This window comes from Coriobacteriia bacterium (assembly GCA_034370385.1).
Lineage (GTDB): Bacteria > Actinomycetota > Coriobacteriia > Anaerosomatales > PHET01 > JAXMKZ01.
Map to the genome: position 1 here is coordinate 84,357 of JAXMKZ010000030.1, position 15,526 is coordinate 99,882.

Here is a 15,526-nt window from a genome sequence, read left to right on the forward strand (position 1 = left end):
GGGGACAGCGCGGATATGGTCACCGCGCGATCGCGGTTCTTGGCGGGTTCACACTACGACCCCATCGCGGCCGCGGTCGTCGACGCCCTAGCGTCGTCACCAAGCGCAGGCCGTCCGATCGCAGATGCCGGGGCGGGCACCGGGTGGCTGCTCTCACGGGTGCTGGACGCGGACTCGGCGCGTTGCGCCGGTGTGGCACTCGACCTATCCAAGTACGCGGCGCGTCGGGCCGCCCAAGCGCACCCACGCATCCTGTCTGTGGTCGCAGACATCTGGAGACCCCTGCCGCTGGCCTCTGGGGTCTTCGACGCGGTGCTGAACTTCTTCGCCCCCAGGAACGCTTCTGAGTTCGCGCGTGTACTCGCCCCTTCGGGCGTCGTCGTCGCGGTGACGCCGCTGGCTTCGCATCTGTGTGAAGTGCGAACCATCCTACCGCTGCTGCGAATCGAGCCAGCAAAGCACGAGCGTCTGGCCGCGGTGATGGCCGACGATTTCGAGATGGCTGTGGATCATGACGTCGCCTTCGCGATGCGATTGAGTCACTCAGACATCACCGACCTGGTGGCTATGGGTCCGTCCTCGCACCATGTCGACGACGCGGTCATCCGAGAATCGATCACCGGACTGCCCGCCGAGGTCGAGGTCACCGGTGCGGTACGCGTCTCCATGTTTCGCAAGCGTAACGGCTCGTGAAGGCCACTTCACCGGGCCGCCACGAGTGTTACCATGTCACGCACGACCCACGGTCACCGATGTGATCGTCCACCGATACGAGAAGGATGCTGATCGCCTTGAGGACCGCCACGCGCATCGCGAATCTGCCCCCGTACCTCTTCGCCGAGATCGACCGCAAGAAGGAGGAGAAGCAGGCGCAGGGTGTGGACGTGATCTCTCTGGGCATCGGTGACCCCGACATGCCGACGCCTAACCGCATCGTCGATGCGATGGCGCAGGCCATACGGAACCCCGGCAACCACCAGTATCCGAGCTACTACGGCTCCAAGCCCTACCGTGAGGCGTGCGCTGAGTGGGTGCGGCGGCGCTTCGCGATCGAGCTCGATCCCGCCACCGAGGTTCTCGCTCTCATCGGTAGCAAGGAGGGCATCGCCCACCTGTTCCCGGCGTTCGTCGATCCGGGCGACTACACGCTCGTGCCCGGCGTCGGCTACCCCGTGTATCACACCGGAGGCATCCTCTCTGGCGGACTGACCCACTGGATGCCGATGAGTGACAGCAACGACTGGCTGGCCGACTTCGAGTCCACGCCCGCAGACGTGCTAGCCAAGACGAAGATGATGTTCCTGAGCTACCCCAACAATCCGTCGTCAGCCATCGCGCCGGTCGAATACTTCGACAAGGCGATCGCATTCGCCCGCGAGCACGACATTCTGCTCGTGCACGACAACGCGTACTCGGAGATCGGCTTTGACGGCTACAAGCCGCCAAGCCTACTGGAGCGCCCGGGCGCGCGCGATGTCGCGATCGAACTGTTCAGCTGCTCGAAGGCGTACAACATGACCGGCTGGCGAGCGGCGTTCGCGGCAGGCAATCCCGATGCGATCAAGGCACTTGGAACGGTCAAGTCCAATATCGACTCCGGCATATTCACGGCCGTCCAGGACGCCGCGATAGAGGCCATGCTCGGCCCACAGGACGACGTCGTCGAGATGAGCAAGCTCTACCAGCGCCGTCGTGACCTGGTGATGGACGCCCTCGACTCCATCGGGCTGTCAGCACGCACCCCGAAGGGCACCATCTACGTGTGGGCTCGCATTCCCGAGGGGACGACATCTGCCGAGTATGCAGGACGCGTGCTTGACGAGGCCGGCGTCATCGTCGCCCCCGGCAGCGCATACGGACCCGACGGCGAAGGATACATCCGCATCTCGCTGGCAACGCCTGACGATCGTCTCGTCGAGGCCCTCGAGCGGATCAAGACCTCTCTCTAGGTGGGCGTACCCTTCTAACGTGACCAAGAACAGGACGTACCCGCATACCGGCGAAGAGCACGACGCGGAACGAGAGCGCGCGATTCTGGTCGGCATCGATCGCAACTCCGCCGACTGGCCGCTCGAGGAGTCGCTCGCTGAGCTCACGCGCCTGGCGCACACTGCCGGCGCCGACGTGGTCGGCACCCTGACTCAACGCATGGACCGCCCGCACCCGCGCACGTTCATCGGAAGCGGCAAGGCCGAAGAGGTGGCGGCGTTGGCGGCGAGCCAACGCGCCACGGCCGTCATCTTCGACGATGACCTCAGCCCGAGCCAGCAGGCCAATCTCGAAGGTATCCTTCCTGATGTCAAGGTGCTCGACCGTACGCAGCTGATCCTCGACATCTTCGCGCTGCACGCCGAGAGCCGCGAGGGGAAGCTCCAGGTGGAGCTTGCGCAGCTCGAATACCTTCTTCCGCGCCTGCGCGGCATGTGGGGGCACCTGACGCGAGAGCGTCTGGGAGGCGGACGCGGGACACGATTCGGCGCAGGTGAGTCGCAGCTGGAAGTGGACCGCCGTCTGGCCCGAAGGCGCATCTCCGAACTCAAGCGTGAGCTCCGTGCCGTCTCCGGCGAACGCGAGCTGCAGCGCAAGCGTCGAGCTCGCTCAGGCGTCTTTCGTGTGGCACTCGTGGGTTACACGAACGCCGGAAAATCGACGCTCCTCAACGCGCTCACGAACGCCGACGTGCTCGCGTATGACATGCTGTTCGCCACACTCGACTCGACGACGCGGCGCCTCGAGATACCGGACGGTCGTGAGATCACGATCACCGATACGGTCGGGTTCATTCACAAGCTGCCACACGGTTTGGTCGAGGCTTTCAAATCCACACTCGACGAGGTCAATGAGGCAGACCTGCTTCTCCAGGTCACCGACGCGGGCGCGCCACAACGTGATGCCCAGATGCAGTCCGTGCGCGAGGTCTTGCAGGAGATCGACGCGCACACACGTCCGAGCGTTGTGGTGTTCAACAAGATCGACACGCTGTCAGACGAGGAGCGCGTGGCGCTAGCCAGACGCCATCCCACCGCGGTCTATTGCTCGGCGCTCAACGTCGAGGGCGTGGACGGCGTGATCGATCGCATCGCCGACGAGGCGGCGCGCGACAGCGTCACGCTCACCTTGGTCGTGCCCTACACGCGCGGTGAGATGGTTCGGCTCGCGCACGAACGAGCCCAGATACTGTCCGAGCGTCACGGCGAGGATGGCACCCAGCTTGTCCTGCGGGTGCCGCCGGTTCTAGCTCCGCGCTTCGAGGAGTTCCGGGTTGCCCCAGCCGACGAAGACGGCTAGATCCTCCGAAACAGCGCGACGACCTTTCCGAGGATCACCACGTCACGAACGTAGATCGGCTCCATAGCCGAGTTCTCGGGCTGAAGCCGGATACGGTCTGCCTCGCGGAAGAATGTCTTGACCGTGGCCTCCGGCTCTCCAGAGAACTCGTCGGCAACCATGGCGACGACGATCTCGCCGTTGGAGGCGGTCTCCTGCTGCTTCACCACGACGAAGTCCCCGTTGAGGATACCGGCCTCGATCATCGAGTCACCGCGGACCTTCAGTATGAACGTCCGCTCGCCTGAGAACTCAGCCGGAAGGGGGAGCGTGCCCTCGATGTTCTCGGATGCGAGAATCGGCTGACCGGCGGCGACCTGGCCTACGATCGGCACCGCGTGGACCTGGCCGAAATCGATCGCCGAATCGGTGTCGCGGAAGTCAAAGACCTCCAAGGCCCGCGGCTTCGATGGATCGCGGCGGATGAACCCCTTCGATTCGAGCGCAGAAAGATGCGAATGCACCGTCGACGAGGACGATAGTCCGACAGCATCTCCGATCTCTCTCACGCTCGGCGGATACCCTTTGCGATGAATCTCCGCGCGGATGAAGTCCAAGATCTGCTGCTGGCGCTTGGTCAGTTCCCGCTGGTAAGCCAATGCGGTCTCCCTCGACATCGAACGCCTGTACGCAGGGAGTGTAACGCTTGTTCCCTGTGTAGTGCAAACACGCGTTCGCTATTTCTACTTGACACCGAACAGGTGTTCGTTACTATGTATACGAACGTACGTTCGCATTAGTGATCTGGCGATGTCAGACCCTCAGCGTAGGCTGACCGCACACGATTACTCGAAGCAGGAGGTAGGACGTATGGACCGGAGACGTCACTCTGACCGGAGCCCCCGAGCGCGGGCGGTGCCCGTGCTGAATCGCGATGTGGCCGTGGCGACTGTCATGATCGCTCTGCTTATCGCCGCCGTGCTGGCATCGAAGTCTCCAACCGTTGACTTTGCGACGACTTCATCGGTGACCGTCCAGCCTGGCGATACCCTGTGGAGCCTAGCTAGCGCTCACCCTGTGCGAGGTCTCGATACCGCACAGTGCGCCAGCGCGATCGCCTCGCTCAATCAGATGTCCGGCTCGGCACTGATCGCCGGGAGCGTCGTACACGTCCCGTCGTCTGTCTCACCCGGAGCGGCTGTGGCCATGCGTTAGCCTGGCTTTCTCGGGCGCCGAACTCTCACTGCATAGGATATCCGGGCTCAAGGTGACACGATCGCTTCAGCCAATGCCGAAGGTTCACGCCCGCTGCAATGCGCTTTCTCGATGACCTTCTGTTGAAGCCCTATATCTTGTGTGCTAACGTCGCAGCTGACCTAGATGTGGGGGTGAGCTGCGTGCGTTGTCCCTTCTGTGGACATGGTGAGACCAAAGTCGTCGACTCTCGTACCTCGGAGTCGCAAGACGCCATCAGGAGACGGCGCGAATGCCTCGAATGCACGGAGCGGTTCACCACCTATGAGCGTCGCGAAGAGATGCCTCTCATGGTGCTGAAGAAGGATGGTGCACCTGAACCGTTCGACCGAGCCAAGCTCATGCGCGGCCTGTTCGTTGCTACCGCCAAACGCGGTGTCACTCCCGATGAACTCGAATTCCTGATAGACGACATCGAGTCTGAACTTCACAACTCGTTTCGCTATGAGGTAGACAGCCTCACATTGGGTGACATGGTCCTTCAGCGCCTGCTCGTGCTCGACAAGGTCGCCTACGTGCGCTTCGCGTCAGTCTACAAGGAGTTCCAGGACCTCGATGAGTTCACTCGAGAGCTCAAGGGACTCGCCTAGCCATGGACCTCCCCATCCGTCTCCTCGACAGTGGACTCCCGATGCCCGCGTACGCGCACGAGGGCGACGCTGGACTCGATCTCTTCGCAGCTCACGACACCTGTATCGAGCCGGGCGAACGCGTGTTGATCGGAACCGGGGTCGCTGTCGCTATACCTGAAGGTTATGCCGGTTTCGTCCAACCGCGCAGCGGTCTCGCCCTGCGCTCGGGGCTCTCGTTCGTGAACACGCCGGGCCTCATCGACAGTCACTACCGCGGCGAGATAAAGCTGATTGCGGTCAACCTCGATCCGGTGGATTCGATTCGAGTCACCAGAGGCCAGAAGGTCGCACAGCTTGTGGTGCAGCCCGTGGTTCGGGTCGTTCCGGTCCAGGTCACGGCCCTCGACCCAACCACCAGAGGGGAGGGGGGCTTTGGCAGCACCGGCACCTAGCGGTCCTCGCATTCGTGTGGCCGCGGCCATCCTGATCGACGATCGCCTCGTCCTCGTGCGACATCGTGCAGCACGCGCCTCCTACCACCTGCTTCCCGGTGGGGGCGTTGGCTATCGAGAGACCCTTGAAGACGCGCTCGTGCGTGAAGTCGAGGAAGAGACCGGCCTGGCGGTCACGCTCGGTGAACCGCTGCTGATCTCCGACACGATAGACCCCAGCGGTCCACGCCACGTCGTCAACATCACGTTCTCTGCCACTGTCGTCGGCGGCGCCATCACGGACCGACCATCTGACGCACAGGTAGAAGCGGTGGAACTGGTCCGGCTTGATGCGCTCACCGGTCTAGACCTGAGGCCGCCAATCGCCGGCCAGCTACGGGCGATGCTCAGCGGACAGAGCGTTGAACCCACGCGCTATTTGGGCTCACTGTTCACGACCGGGTCGTGAACAGTTTGACATAAGTCGACCGGCGGTCGAACGATATGCTCCACGAAGGGGGTGACGGCTCCGCGCTCAGCATTGCTCTAACAGCGGCAAGAGGCAGACTCACGAAGCAATGACAGAAGGGTGGATCAATGGAGGGGTTCTTCAAGTTCTCTGAGCGCGGGACCGATCTCAAGACTGAGATCATCGCTGGCCTCACAACGTTTCTGACCATGGCCTACATCATCTTTGTGAACCCGGGCATCCTATCGGCCGCCGGGGTTCCGTTCGCGGGTGCCGCAACAGCTACGGCGTTGGGTGCCGCACTCATGTGCATCGCCATGGGCGTCATCAGCAACCGGCCTTTGGCACTGGCCTCGGGTATGGGCCTGAACGCGGTGGTCACCTTTTCGATCATCGGGTTCGCACAGGCCAACGTACCGTGGCAGGTGGGCATGTCGGTCATCTTCGTCGAAGGTATCCTGATTTTCCTGCTGGTACTGTCCGGGCTTCGTGAGTCGATCATGAACGCGATTCCACTCGACCTGAAGCGTGCCATCGGTGTGGGAATCGGCCTCTTCATCACGGTCATAGGCCTCATTGAGGGCGGAATCATCACCCCGAACCAGGCTACGGTTGTCTCCTTGGGTGACTTCACCAAGCCCTACGTCTGGGTGGCCCTTATCGGACTGTTCGCCATCCTCGCGTTCATGGCGCTCGGCATCAAGGGCGACATCCTGTGGGGCATCTTGGTTGCGACGGGCGCCGCGTTGCTGCTCAACGTCACCTCGCTGCCAAAGGCCATTGTCGCCAACCCTGACTTCTCCACGTTCATGGCGCCCTTCCAGCAGGTAGAGGGCGGAATGGCCATCACCCAGATCTTCACTCCGGCCCTGTTGTTCGCGGTGTTCGCGGTCATGCTGTCCGACTTCTTCGACACCATGGGTACCGTGATCTCAGTGGGCGAGCAGGCCGGATTCACTGACGCCGAGGGCAACGTCCCCGGTGTTCGCAACATTCTGTTGGTGGACTCAGCGGCCGCCGCCACCGGTGGCCTGTTCGGCGCCAGCTCGATCACGACCTACATCGAGTCGGCTGCTGGCGTGGCTGAGGGCGGTCGTACTGGCCTGACCGCCATCGTTGCGGGCGTGCTCTTCGCGATTGCGGCGTTCTTCTCGCCCGTCGTTCAGATGATCGGTGGGGGATTCGCGGTCGTCAACACCGAACGGTTCGGGAGCTTCCTCGCTGCTGGCTTCACCGTGCCCGATGGCACCAGTTTCTTCTCGTTCCCGATCACAGCGGGCGCGCTCATCATCGTCGGCTTCCTCATGATGAAGGGTGTTCGCGAAATCGACTGGAACAACCTTGAGGACGCGTTCCCCGCATTCATGACGATCGTCGGTATTCCGCTGACGTACAACATCAGCTGGGGCATCGGCCTGGGCTTCATCAGCTACATCGTCATCAAGATCTTCCACGGCAAGGTCAAGGATATCCACCCGCTTATGTGGGTGGCGGGTCTAGCTTTCCTCGGCGCGTTCCTTCAGGGGCCGATCCTCAGCCTCATCACCGGCTAACAACAGCTCAAGGCCCCCGGTTCAACGAGCCGGGGGCCTCTCACAACGGACAAGGAGGGTGAAGTGGCAGCCAGTCAAGACGTCGTCCAAACCGACGAAGTGATGCCGCTATCGCGCGCAATCCCGCTCTCGCTTCAGCACCTGATGGCCATGTTCGGCGCGACCGTTCTCGTCCCGATTCTCACGGGCCTGGACCCCGGCGTAGGACTGATGACCTCGGGCATCGGGACTATCCTGTACTTGATCTGCGTCCGCAACAAGATTCCGAGCTACCTAGGCTCGAGCTTCGCCTTCATCGCTCCGATCATCGCAGTCGGTGGCGGACCAGGTGGCAAGAATATACCGGCTGCGCTCGGTGGACTTGTTGTCGCCGGCGTTGTCTACATGGTCGTGGCAGCCGTAGTCAAAGCATTTGGAACCGGCTGGCTCAACAGACTGCTTCCACCGGCACTCGTGGGCTCGATCGTCGTAGTCATCGGACTAGGGCTGTCGGCCGTGGCGGTGAAGATGTCCATGTTCCCGTTTGCGGACCCGACTCAGGGCTTCGATCCCAAGCTCATCGCTGTGGCCACGATCACCCTGGCTGCAGCCATCGTGTTCTCAAGCTTCTTCAAAGGCTTTCTCAAGACGATACCGGTGCTCATGGGCATCGTCGTCGGCTACCTTGTGTCCATTCCGCTCGGCCTCGTCAGCTTTGAAGGTATCCAGAGCGCCTCATGGATCGGGCTGCCCACGCTGACGTTCCCGGTCTTCGAGCTTGACGCGATACTCATCATCGCCCCAGTGGCGGTCGTGGTCATCATCGAGCACATCGGGCACCTTCTGGTCATCAACGAGATCACGGGCAAGGACTTCACCCCGATGCTTCCCGAGTCGCTGTTCGGCGACGGCCTGGCGACCGCGATCTCGGGCGCCGTCGGCGGCACTCCGTCGACCACGTACGCTGAGAACATCGGCGTCATGGCCGTTACTCGCGTCTACGCGACTCAGATGTTCTGGTTCGCCGGTGCGTTCGCCATTGTCATCGGCGGCTTCGTGCCGAAGTTCAACGCGGCGATCAGCTCGATTCCCACGGCGGTCATGGGCGGGATCTCGCTGCTCCTGTTCGGCTTGATCGCTTCCAGCGGAATCCGCCTGCTGGCCAACAGTGGTATCGATTTCAGCCACAGCCGGAATCTGATTCTCTCAAGTGTGGTACTGGTCATCGGCATCGGCATGGAGACTGGCGGGTTCGCCATTCCGCTGGGCAAGTACACCGTTCCGGGTATGGCACTCGCTGCCTTCGTCGGAATCCTGCTCAATCTGGTACTACCCAAGGAGAGCACAGGCCTGGCCGTCGACTCGCCGGCCTTCGTCGCCGAAGTGCAGGCTGAGGCTGCAGAGGCGGCAGACGCACGAGCGTAGCAGCTAGGCACGAGTCCGACGTTTGACGCCCCCGGTTGCCATAAGGATTGGTGGCCGGGGGCGTCACTTAGGGAGGCGAACATACATGCGATTCCGCCGCAGGATCACACTCGTGGTCATGTCCGCGGCTCTGGCGCTCATCCTGACCGGGTGTTCGACATCCGGAGGCGACGACAAGAACGACTCGCAGGCCCAGCCGGCGACGCCAGCCACGGGTGGAATCACCGAGCCGATCGACGACGCGCAGGATGCCGCCGACGACGCCAACGATGTGATACAGCAGCAGCAGGACGCGGTCCAGGATCTTGAGGACGGGGACTAAGTCCCGTGACGACACCACGCGATGCCCAGAGAAGGCCTGCTGGGCGTGGGTGGAGACTGACGCATATGTCTGATAATGCATCTTATGTCATATTGATATCGAAAGACTTATCCCCTGCGAGTCTCGTGTCCCCTGGATACACCCGCTCAGCGGAGCCGAGCGTTCAGGCGGTCGGGTCTTCGTCGGTGTCCGGCGCCGGGGACGGCGTCAGGTAGGCGTCCTCGAACTGGGCTTTCGTCATCTCCAAGAGATCCTCTTGAGCGCGCTCGAGGATCGCCTCAGCCTCGGCGCGATCTTCGAGTACACCCACGGAGACCACGGCCTCGTAGTCGTCCAGCCGAACGGCCTCGATTCTCCACCGCTCAGACTCCTGCGGCTCCACTTCAGGAGGCGTCCGGTACAAGATATCGTCGCGCCACTCGAAGTCGGCGGCATCAGTCGAGTCGACGCGCGTGAGCCTTACCCGCCAGAAATCATCAGCTGCACCGATGATCTTCATGCCGTTACTTGTCCTTTGCCTCGGTGTAGTTAGGGTTCGATGACACCCAGCCCTTGGAGCCATCTGAAGACCGAACCTCGTACCACCCGGACCTCTTGGATAGCAGCGTGAGTTTCTCGCCCTTCCTCAGACCGCGGATGGGCGTGGCATCGGCCTCAGGCTTAGTGCGGAAGTTGAGCCCGTCGATGAGCACCACGACTGTACCGGCGGCGGCTTCCGGTTTGGTTGTGGGCTTGGGCTTCGCCTCGTCACCAGCCTCGTCCTCCCCTTCTTGCGCTGGCGGGGGGGCGGTCGTGTCAACAGAGGCGGCTCCGCTTCCAGCCTGCGCGGCCTGGCTGCTGGCGTCGCGATACTCACTCCACCAGCCGCGTACTGTCAGTACAAGCACAAGCAGAACCACTGCTGCAGCAATGCCCTTGGCGTACTTGAGTGTCTCTGCGCTCACAGGTACAGTCCCCCACCGTAGACAGCGGTCTCATCCAGGCCAAAGGACTCGCTTACCTCAGCAAGGCTTCGGCGCGCCTTCTGCGTATATGCCCTGACAGCCTTGAGGTCGATGGTCGCCAGAAGTTCCAGCGCGCCTTCTTCCCGATCATCATCCGAGATGCGCGACGCCTCCTGCGCTACCAGGAATGCGGCGTCACCAAGTTCCTCCGCCAGAACGACCAACGAACGAGGAAGCGCCATCCGATCCAGTTCGTCGGCGAGCATCGTGGCCCGCATCGCAACCTCATGCAGCGCCCGGCGTTCGCTCGACTCAGGGTCTTTGGCGAACTCAGCGAGAGCCTCATCATCTCCCTCGGACAAGCGGGTGAGGGTCTCGTCAAGACCCTGTGCGGCGGCCTCGACCGCCTCCGCCTTCACGAGGAGCCGAAGCAGGCGCTTCCGGCTGTACGCGCGCCAGCCCAAGAAAGCGCCACCGACGGCGGCCGCAAGAAGAAGGACCACACCAACTACAAGAGCAATCGTCGCCCAACCGGGCACGGACACACCTCCTGCGCGCAGCTAGAGTTCAATCCACCGTGTCAGCTATCGTCTCGGCGGTCCAACACCCGCTTCGATTTGCCAGCTGAGCGCTCGATAGCCCCCGATTCCACCAGCGTAACCTTCGCGCGCAACCCCAGAACGGATTGCAGCTTGTCGGCTACCGCCTTCTGAAACCCGACCATCTCCGCCATGATATCCGAAAACACGGCCTCCTCGACTTCGATGCGCACTTCAAGGTCGTCGAGATTGTGTTGACGCTCGACTACGATGAGGTAGTGGGGTCGCACGCCTTCGATGGCGAAGAGGACATCCTCGATCTGACTGGGGAACACGTTGACTCCGCGAATGATGAGCATGTCATCGGTACGCTGTCTGACCTGGCTCATCCTGGCGAGAGTCCTACCGCACTCGCAGCGCGACGTGTCGAGAACGGTCAGATCGCGGGTTCGGTACCTGAGCACGGGGAATGCTTCCTTGGTGAGCGTCGTGATGACCAGTTCGCCTTCTTCGCCCGGTCCAACCGGCTCACCGGTGGCCGGGTCGACGACCTCGGCCAGAAGGTGGTCTTCGGCTAGGTGCAGGCCGCACGAGCACTCGCACTCGCCACTGACGCCCGGCCCCATGACCTCGGACAGCCCGTAGTTGTCCGTGGCGCGGATACCGAGTCTGGCTTCGATCTCGCTCTTCATCTTCGCTGAACACGGCTCCCCGCCGAACAGTCCCAGCCGCAACGGCAGCGCTGAGAAGTCGACGCCCAGCTGTTCGCCCTGTTCTGCCAGATACAGAGCGTAACTGGGTGTCGAAACGAGTACCGTGGTGCCGAAATCCGCCATCATCATCAGGTGACGTTCGGTCTGCCCGCTGCCAGCGGGGATGATGGTCGCTCCGATACGTTCGATTCCGTAGTGCATGCCCCACCCGCCGGTGAACATCCCGTAGAGGAACGCCATGTCCACGAGGTCGCCGCGATGGACACCTGCCGATGCGGCCACCCGGGCGGTGAGCTCGGTCCACGTGTTGATGTCGCCGCGCGAGTAGCCCACGACGATAGGTTTGCCCGTGGTTCCACTCGATGAGTGAATCCGCACGACTTCGTCAAGCGGCAGGGCGAACATCCCGAATGGGTACGTGTCCCGCAGCGCGATCTTGTCCGTGAACGGCAACCTGCGCACGTCGTCAAGGGAACGGATGTCGCGGGGCTTGATCCCCCGCTCGTCCATGAGCCGCCGGTAATGCGGCACGCGCTCGTAGGACCACGACACGGTCATCTGCAGGCGCCTGAGCTGCAGGGCGTGCAGGGACACGCGGTCCATACACTCGTACTCCGGATTCCATATAGTCACGCTTTGGCATCCCTTCTGCCTTCGCCGATCACGGACCTGTTGCCGCGTCAGCTACCGCTTGCCACGTCGCCACCAAGATAGATGCGACTCACACTCTCATCGCCCAGTAACTCCGTGGACGTGCCTTCGAGCACCATACGCCCTGTGCGCATCACGTACCCGCGTTGCGCGTGCTTCAGCGCCAATCGGGCATCCTGCTCCACCAAGAGCACCGTGACTCCATCAGCGAGCAGGGCGTCAACCGCCGCGAATATCTCGGCGATGACAAGCGGAGCGAGGCCGAGAGACGGCTCGTCAAGCAGTAGCAGCCGTGGCGAGGACATAAGCGCACGACCGACCGCGAGCATCTGCTGCTCCCCTCCGGACAGCGTCTGCGCAGGCTGTGTCGCCCGCTCCTTGAGCACGGGAAACAGCTGCTGGACGCGCTCGCGCCGTGCCGCAGAACCGGATCGGCCTCCCGAGACGCTGTATGCACCCAGCTCAAGGTTCTCAGCCACGCTCATGCTGCCAAACAGCAGGCGCCCCTCAGGCACCAGAGCGATGCCCTCCCGAACGAGCCGCTCAGGCTTCATGCGCGTGATGTCCGCTCCTGCGTACAACACCCTCCCTGCGCTTGCAGGCAGAAGCCCGACGATGGACTTGAGCAGGGTCGACTTGCCCGCGCCATTTGCGCCGATGAGTGCAACGAGCTCGCCCTCGTGCACTTCGAGATCGATACCGTGGAGAACGGCCGAGCGACCGTAGCCGGCCATGAGCTCTTCGACGCGAAGGAGCGGATCAGCCATCTTCCGGCTCCTCTCCAAGGTACGCCGTGATCACGGCGGGGTCGTTTTGGATCATGCGCGGCGGACCTTCCGCGATCTTGCATCCGCGATCGATGACGACGATCTCATCAGAGACCTGCATGACGAGCCCCATGTCGTGTTCGACGATGAGAATCGTGACGCCTGAGTCGCGCACGCGGCGCAGGGTATCGACCAGATCGCGTGTCTCGCTCGCATTGAGACCTGCCGCCGGCTCGTCGAGCAGAACCAGAGAGGGCGATGTGGCCAGAGCTCGAGCGATCTCTGTGAGGCGACGGATTCCCGCCGGAAGATCTGCTGCCGGTGTCTGGGCCCACTCCTCGATTCCGATGCGGCGTAACAGACGCGCTGCGTCCTCGGACGATTGGCGCTCCTCGCCGATAGCTCGGGGATGCCGTAGTGCCGCCGCAACGAATCCGGACTTCAGGCCTGCGCCCGCACCTACCATGACGTTCTCGTGCGCGGACATCTCATCGAACAACTGAGTGTTTTGGAAGGTTCGGGCAAGACCCTTGCGCACCGCCCTGATCGGCTTGACTCCCACCATCTGCTCGCCCTTGAACAGAACCGAGCCATCATCGGGTCTCTCGAACCCGGTGAGGCAGTTGAAGAGGGTCGTCTTCCCGGCCCCGTTGGGCCCTATAAGCGCCTTGATCTGACCCTCGTGCACATCGAACGAGACTCCGTCGACGGCGGTCAGGCCGCCGAATCGCTTGGTAACCTCCCGTACCTGCAACAGCGTCATGATCGCCCCCCTCCCCCGAGGCGCCGCAGCAGGCCTGCGACCCCCTGCGGGGCGAGAATGACCACGAGCACGATCGCCAACCCGTACAGGTCCTCTCGATACGATTGGACGACACGCGCGACGTCGCGAGAAAGGCCCGGAACGACGGCGTCGGAGTACTGCAGCAGGGTCAACGCGACCGCGGCGACCACCGGCCCCGCCAAGGACCCGGTACCACCGATGACCGCCATGGCCAGAAACGTCACCGATGCTCCGACCGTGAAGATGCTCGGCGATACGAACCCGACGACACCGGCGTACAGCGCGCCCGAGAGACCGGCGAGCGCAGCGCTCATGACGAACACTCTTACCTTCACCCCAACGGTATCAACGCCGCTCGCCACCGCACCCAGCTCGCTCCCATGGAGCGCCCTCATCGCCCGACCGGGGCGCAGCATCGTCATGTTCCACGCAACCAGCAGCGCGACACCGACAACCCCCCAGACAAGCCAATAGAGAGCGGCCGGTTCGCGGAACTCAAACGACCCGATCACGGGAAACGGGATACCGGAGAACCCATCGACACCGCCCGTGAGCGGCTCCGCCTCGACAAAGGCGAGGGTCATCAGTTCCCCGAAGCCAAGCGTCGCCATTGCGAGGTAGTGTCCCTTGAGCCGCAGACTGGGAAGGGCAAGGATGAGTCCGCCTAGCGCAGCGACAAGGCCCGCCGTGGCAAACCCGACGATCCACGGCAACTCGAGTCGCACGGTGAAGATCGCGCAGGTATATGCGCCAAGGCCCACGAAGGCCGCGTGGCCGAGCGACACCTGTCCTGCGTAGCCGAACAACAACGACAAGCCGACGATCACGAGCACGTTCATACCGACGAAGGTAAGAACCTTGAGCAGGAAGCGATCGTCAATCAGCAGGGGTCCTGCTGCCACGACTCCGGCCGCTACGAACGGGATGATGAGCTGAGCCTTCTTCATCGTGGTCACACCTTCTCCCGGCCGAGTCCACCGAGCAGCCCTTGCGGACGAAGGAACAAGACGCCGAGAAGAACGATCAGCGCGACCGCGTCCTTGTACAGGGGATTGATGTAGCCCGCCGTCATGCTCTCGAGCAGACCGAGAATCAGCCCTCCGCCGACCGCGGCCACCGGATTGCCCAGCCCACCCAGGATCGCCGCCGAGAAGCCTTTCACACCCATGGACGCTCCGACGTAGAACGCCGTCTGCGTCAACGGCGCTACGACCAGACCCCCCAAAGCCCCGAGCGCGGCCGCGAGCGCGAACGAGACCGTCACCATGCGGCCGGCGTCGATACCGACGAGGCGGGCGGCGTCCCTGCGGATCGAGGTAGCGCGCATCGCCTTGCCGAAGAGTGTCCGTCGATACATGAATGCCAAGGCGATCACGGCTACCGCGGTGATTCCCCACACCCAGACCGTCTGACGCTCGATTGCTGCGCCGAGAACCCGCAGAGAGGGCCCTGCGGTGAACGGTGCCAAAGGGCGCTCGTCCGGACCGAAGACGTGCAGGGCAAGCTGCCGTATCACCACCGAACCGCCGATCGTGACCATGATGATTCGCAGCGGATCACCGGAGGCAATCGGTCGTACGGCAAGCAGCTCGAAGACCCCGCCGATCACCGCGGTGATCAGTACGGATCCGATCACCGCGAAGCCAAGGGGGGCGCCCGCTTGGGCGAGCGCTACCCCTATCATGCCTCCGAGCATGAAGAATTCGCCTTGGGCGAAGTTGATCGCACCGGTCGCGCCGTAGACGAGGGTGAATCCAAGGGCGACCAGTGCGTAGACGGCGCCGCTCTTCAGCCCCGCGACGATGAATTGCAGCAGGTCAGCCACGCCGCGACACCGGCTTTTGCAGGCTATGGGA

Annotated in this window: 19 protein-coding genes; 10 read left to right on the forward strand and 9 right to left on the reverse strand. The window is 62.8% G+C overall.

The annotated features are described in order from the left end of the window. Window positions 1–15 precede the first annotated feature (15 nt). From U1E26_07180 to hflX, 3 genes are all read left to right on the forward strand, one after another. Entirely contained in the window at window positions 16–693 is a 678-nt protein-coding gene (locus tag U1E26_07180) for a methyltransferase domain-containing protein (protein MDZ4169422.1), read from the forward strand. Window positions 694–791: 98 nt separating this feature from the next. Beyond that, window positions 792–1,949, forward strand: a complete 1,158-nt coding sequence (locus U1E26_07185) for an LL-diaminopimelate aminotransferase (protein ID MDZ4169423.1) — start codon at window positions 792–794, stop codon at window positions 1,947–1,949. A gap of 19 nt (window positions 1,950–1,968) precedes the next feature. Then, the gene (gene hflX, locus U1E26_07190) at window positions 1,969–3,288 is read left to right on the forward strand and encodes a GTPase HflX (protein MDZ4169424.1); all 1,320 of its coding nucleotides are present in this window, start codon (window positions 1,969–1,971) and stop codon (window positions 3,286–3,288) included. Here hflX and lexA read toward each other — a convergent pair. After that, window positions 3,285–3,944, reverse strand: a complete 660-nt coding sequence (gene lexA / locus U1E26_07195; GenBank protein ID MDZ4169425.1) for a transcriptional repressor LexA — start codon at window positions 3,942–3,944, stop codon at window positions 3,285–3,287. The two genes, hflX and lexA, sit on opposite strands and share 4 nt — an antisense overlap. A gap of 193 nt (window positions 3,945–4,137) precedes the next feature. On the opposite strand from lexA, the gene U1E26_07200 reads away from it, so the two are divergent. The 7 genes from U1E26_07200 to U1E26_07230 all read left to right on the forward strand — a co-directional run bounded on the left by U1E26_07200 (window position 4,138) and on the right by U1E26_07230 (window position 9,272). After that, the gene (locus U1E26_07200) at window positions 4,138–4,482 is read left to right on the forward strand and encodes a LysM peptidoglycan-binding domain-containing protein (GenBank protein ID MDZ4169426.1); all 345 of its coding nucleotides are present in this window, start codon (window positions 4,138–4,140) and stop codon (window positions 4,480–4,482) included. A gap of 182 nt (window positions 4,483–4,664) precedes the next feature. After that, window positions 4,665–5,111 carry a transcriptional regulator NrdR gene (gene nrdR, locus U1E26_07205; GenBank protein ID MDZ4169427.1) on the forward strand — a complete coding sequence of 149 codons (447 nt, stop codon included), beginning with the start codon at window positions 4,665–4,667 and terminating at the stop codon, window positions 5,109–5,111. 2 nt (window positions 5,112–5,113) lie between these two features. Continuing rightward, the gene (gene dut, locus U1E26_07210) at window positions 5,114–5,545 is read left to right on the forward strand and encodes a dUTP diphosphatase (GenBank protein ID MDZ4169428.1); all 432 of its coding nucleotides are present in this window, start codon (window positions 5,114–5,116) and stop codon (window positions 5,543–5,545) included. Further along, on the forward strand, window positions 5,526–5,993 hold the full coding sequence (locus U1E26_07215; protein MDZ4169429.1) for an NUDIX hydrolase: 468 nt from the start codon (window positions 5,526–5,528) through the stop codon (window positions 5,991–5,993). The genes dut and U1E26_07215 overlap by 20 nt, the downstream gene beginning before the upstream one ends. Window positions 5,994–6,121: 128 nt before the next feature. After that, window positions 6,122–7,546 (forward strand): NCS2 family permease, encoded by a 1,425-nt coding sequence (locus tag U1E26_07220; GenBank protein MDZ4169430.1) that lies wholly within the window; start codon window positions 6,122–6,124, stop codon window positions 7,544–7,546. Window positions 7,547–7,648: 102 nt separating this feature from the next. Beyond that, window positions 7,649–8,950: a solute carrier family 23 protein gene (locus U1E26_07225; GenBank protein ID MDZ4169431.1), complete on the forward strand. Its 1,302-nt coding sequence runs from the start codon at window positions 7,649–7,651 to the stop codon at window positions 8,948–8,950. A gap of 85 nt (window positions 8,951–9,035) precedes the next feature. Beyond that, a complete protein-coding gene (locus U1E26_07230) occupies window positions 9,036–9,272 on the forward strand; it encodes a hypothetical protein (protein ID MDZ4169432.1) in 237 nt (78 codons plus the stop codon). Window positions 9,273–9,435: 163 nt separating this feature from the next. Here U1E26_07230 and U1E26_07235 read toward each other — a convergent pair whose 3' ends face one another. The 8 genes from U1E26_07235 to U1E26_07270 all read right to left on the reverse strand — a co-directional run bounded on the left by U1E26_07235 (window position 9,436) and on the right by U1E26_07270 (window position 15,495). Next, window positions 9,436–9,771, reverse strand: a complete 336-nt coding sequence (locus U1E26_07235) for a hypothetical protein (GenBank protein MDZ4169433.1) — start codon at window positions 9,769–9,771, stop codon at window positions 9,436–9,438. Between the two features lie 4 nt (window positions 9,772–9,775). Further along, complete coding sequence (locus U1E26_07240) at window positions 9,776–10,216, reverse strand: SH3 domain-containing protein (protein MDZ4169434.1); 441 nt, start codon at window positions 10,214–10,216, stop codon at window positions 9,776–9,778. Then, on the reverse strand, window positions 10,213–10,755 hold the full coding sequence (locus U1E26_07245; GenBank protein ID MDZ4169435.1) for a hypothetical protein: 543 nt from the start codon (window positions 10,753–10,755) through the stop codon (window positions 10,213–10,215). The genes U1E26_07240 and U1E26_07245 overlap by 4 nt, the downstream gene beginning before the upstream one ends. Window positions 10,756–10,796: 41 nt before the next feature. Beyond that, a complete protein-coding gene (locus U1E26_07250) occupies window positions 10,797–12,071 on the reverse strand; it encodes a phenylacetate--CoA ligase (GenBank protein ID MDZ4169436.1) in 1,275 nt (424 codons plus the stop codon). 77 nt (window positions 12,072–12,148) lie between these two features. Beyond that, entirely contained in the window at window positions 12,149–12,886 is a 738-nt protein-coding gene (locus U1E26_07255) for an ABC transporter ATP-binding protein (GenBank protein MDZ4169437.1), read from the reverse strand. Next, on the reverse strand, window positions 12,879–13,649 hold the full coding sequence (locus U1E26_07260; GenBank protein MDZ4169438.1) for an ABC transporter ATP-binding protein: 771 nt from the start codon (window positions 13,647–13,649) through the stop codon (window positions 12,879–12,881). Before U1E26_07260 ends, U1E26_07255 begins: the two co-directional genes overlap by 8 nt. Continuing rightward, a complete protein-coding gene (locus U1E26_07265; GenBank protein ID MDZ4169439.1) occupies window positions 13,646–14,617 on the reverse strand; it encodes a branched-chain amino acid ABC transporter permease in 972 nt (323 codons plus the stop codon). Before U1E26_07265 ends, U1E26_07260 begins: the two co-directional genes overlap by 4 nt. Before the next feature lie 5 nt (window positions 14,618–14,622). Further along, entirely contained in the window at window positions 14,623–15,495 is an 873-nt protein-coding gene (locus tag U1E26_07270; GenBank protein ID MDZ4169440.1) for a branched-chain amino acid ABC transporter permease, read from the reverse strand. Window positions 15,496–15,526 lie beyond the last annotated feature (31 nt).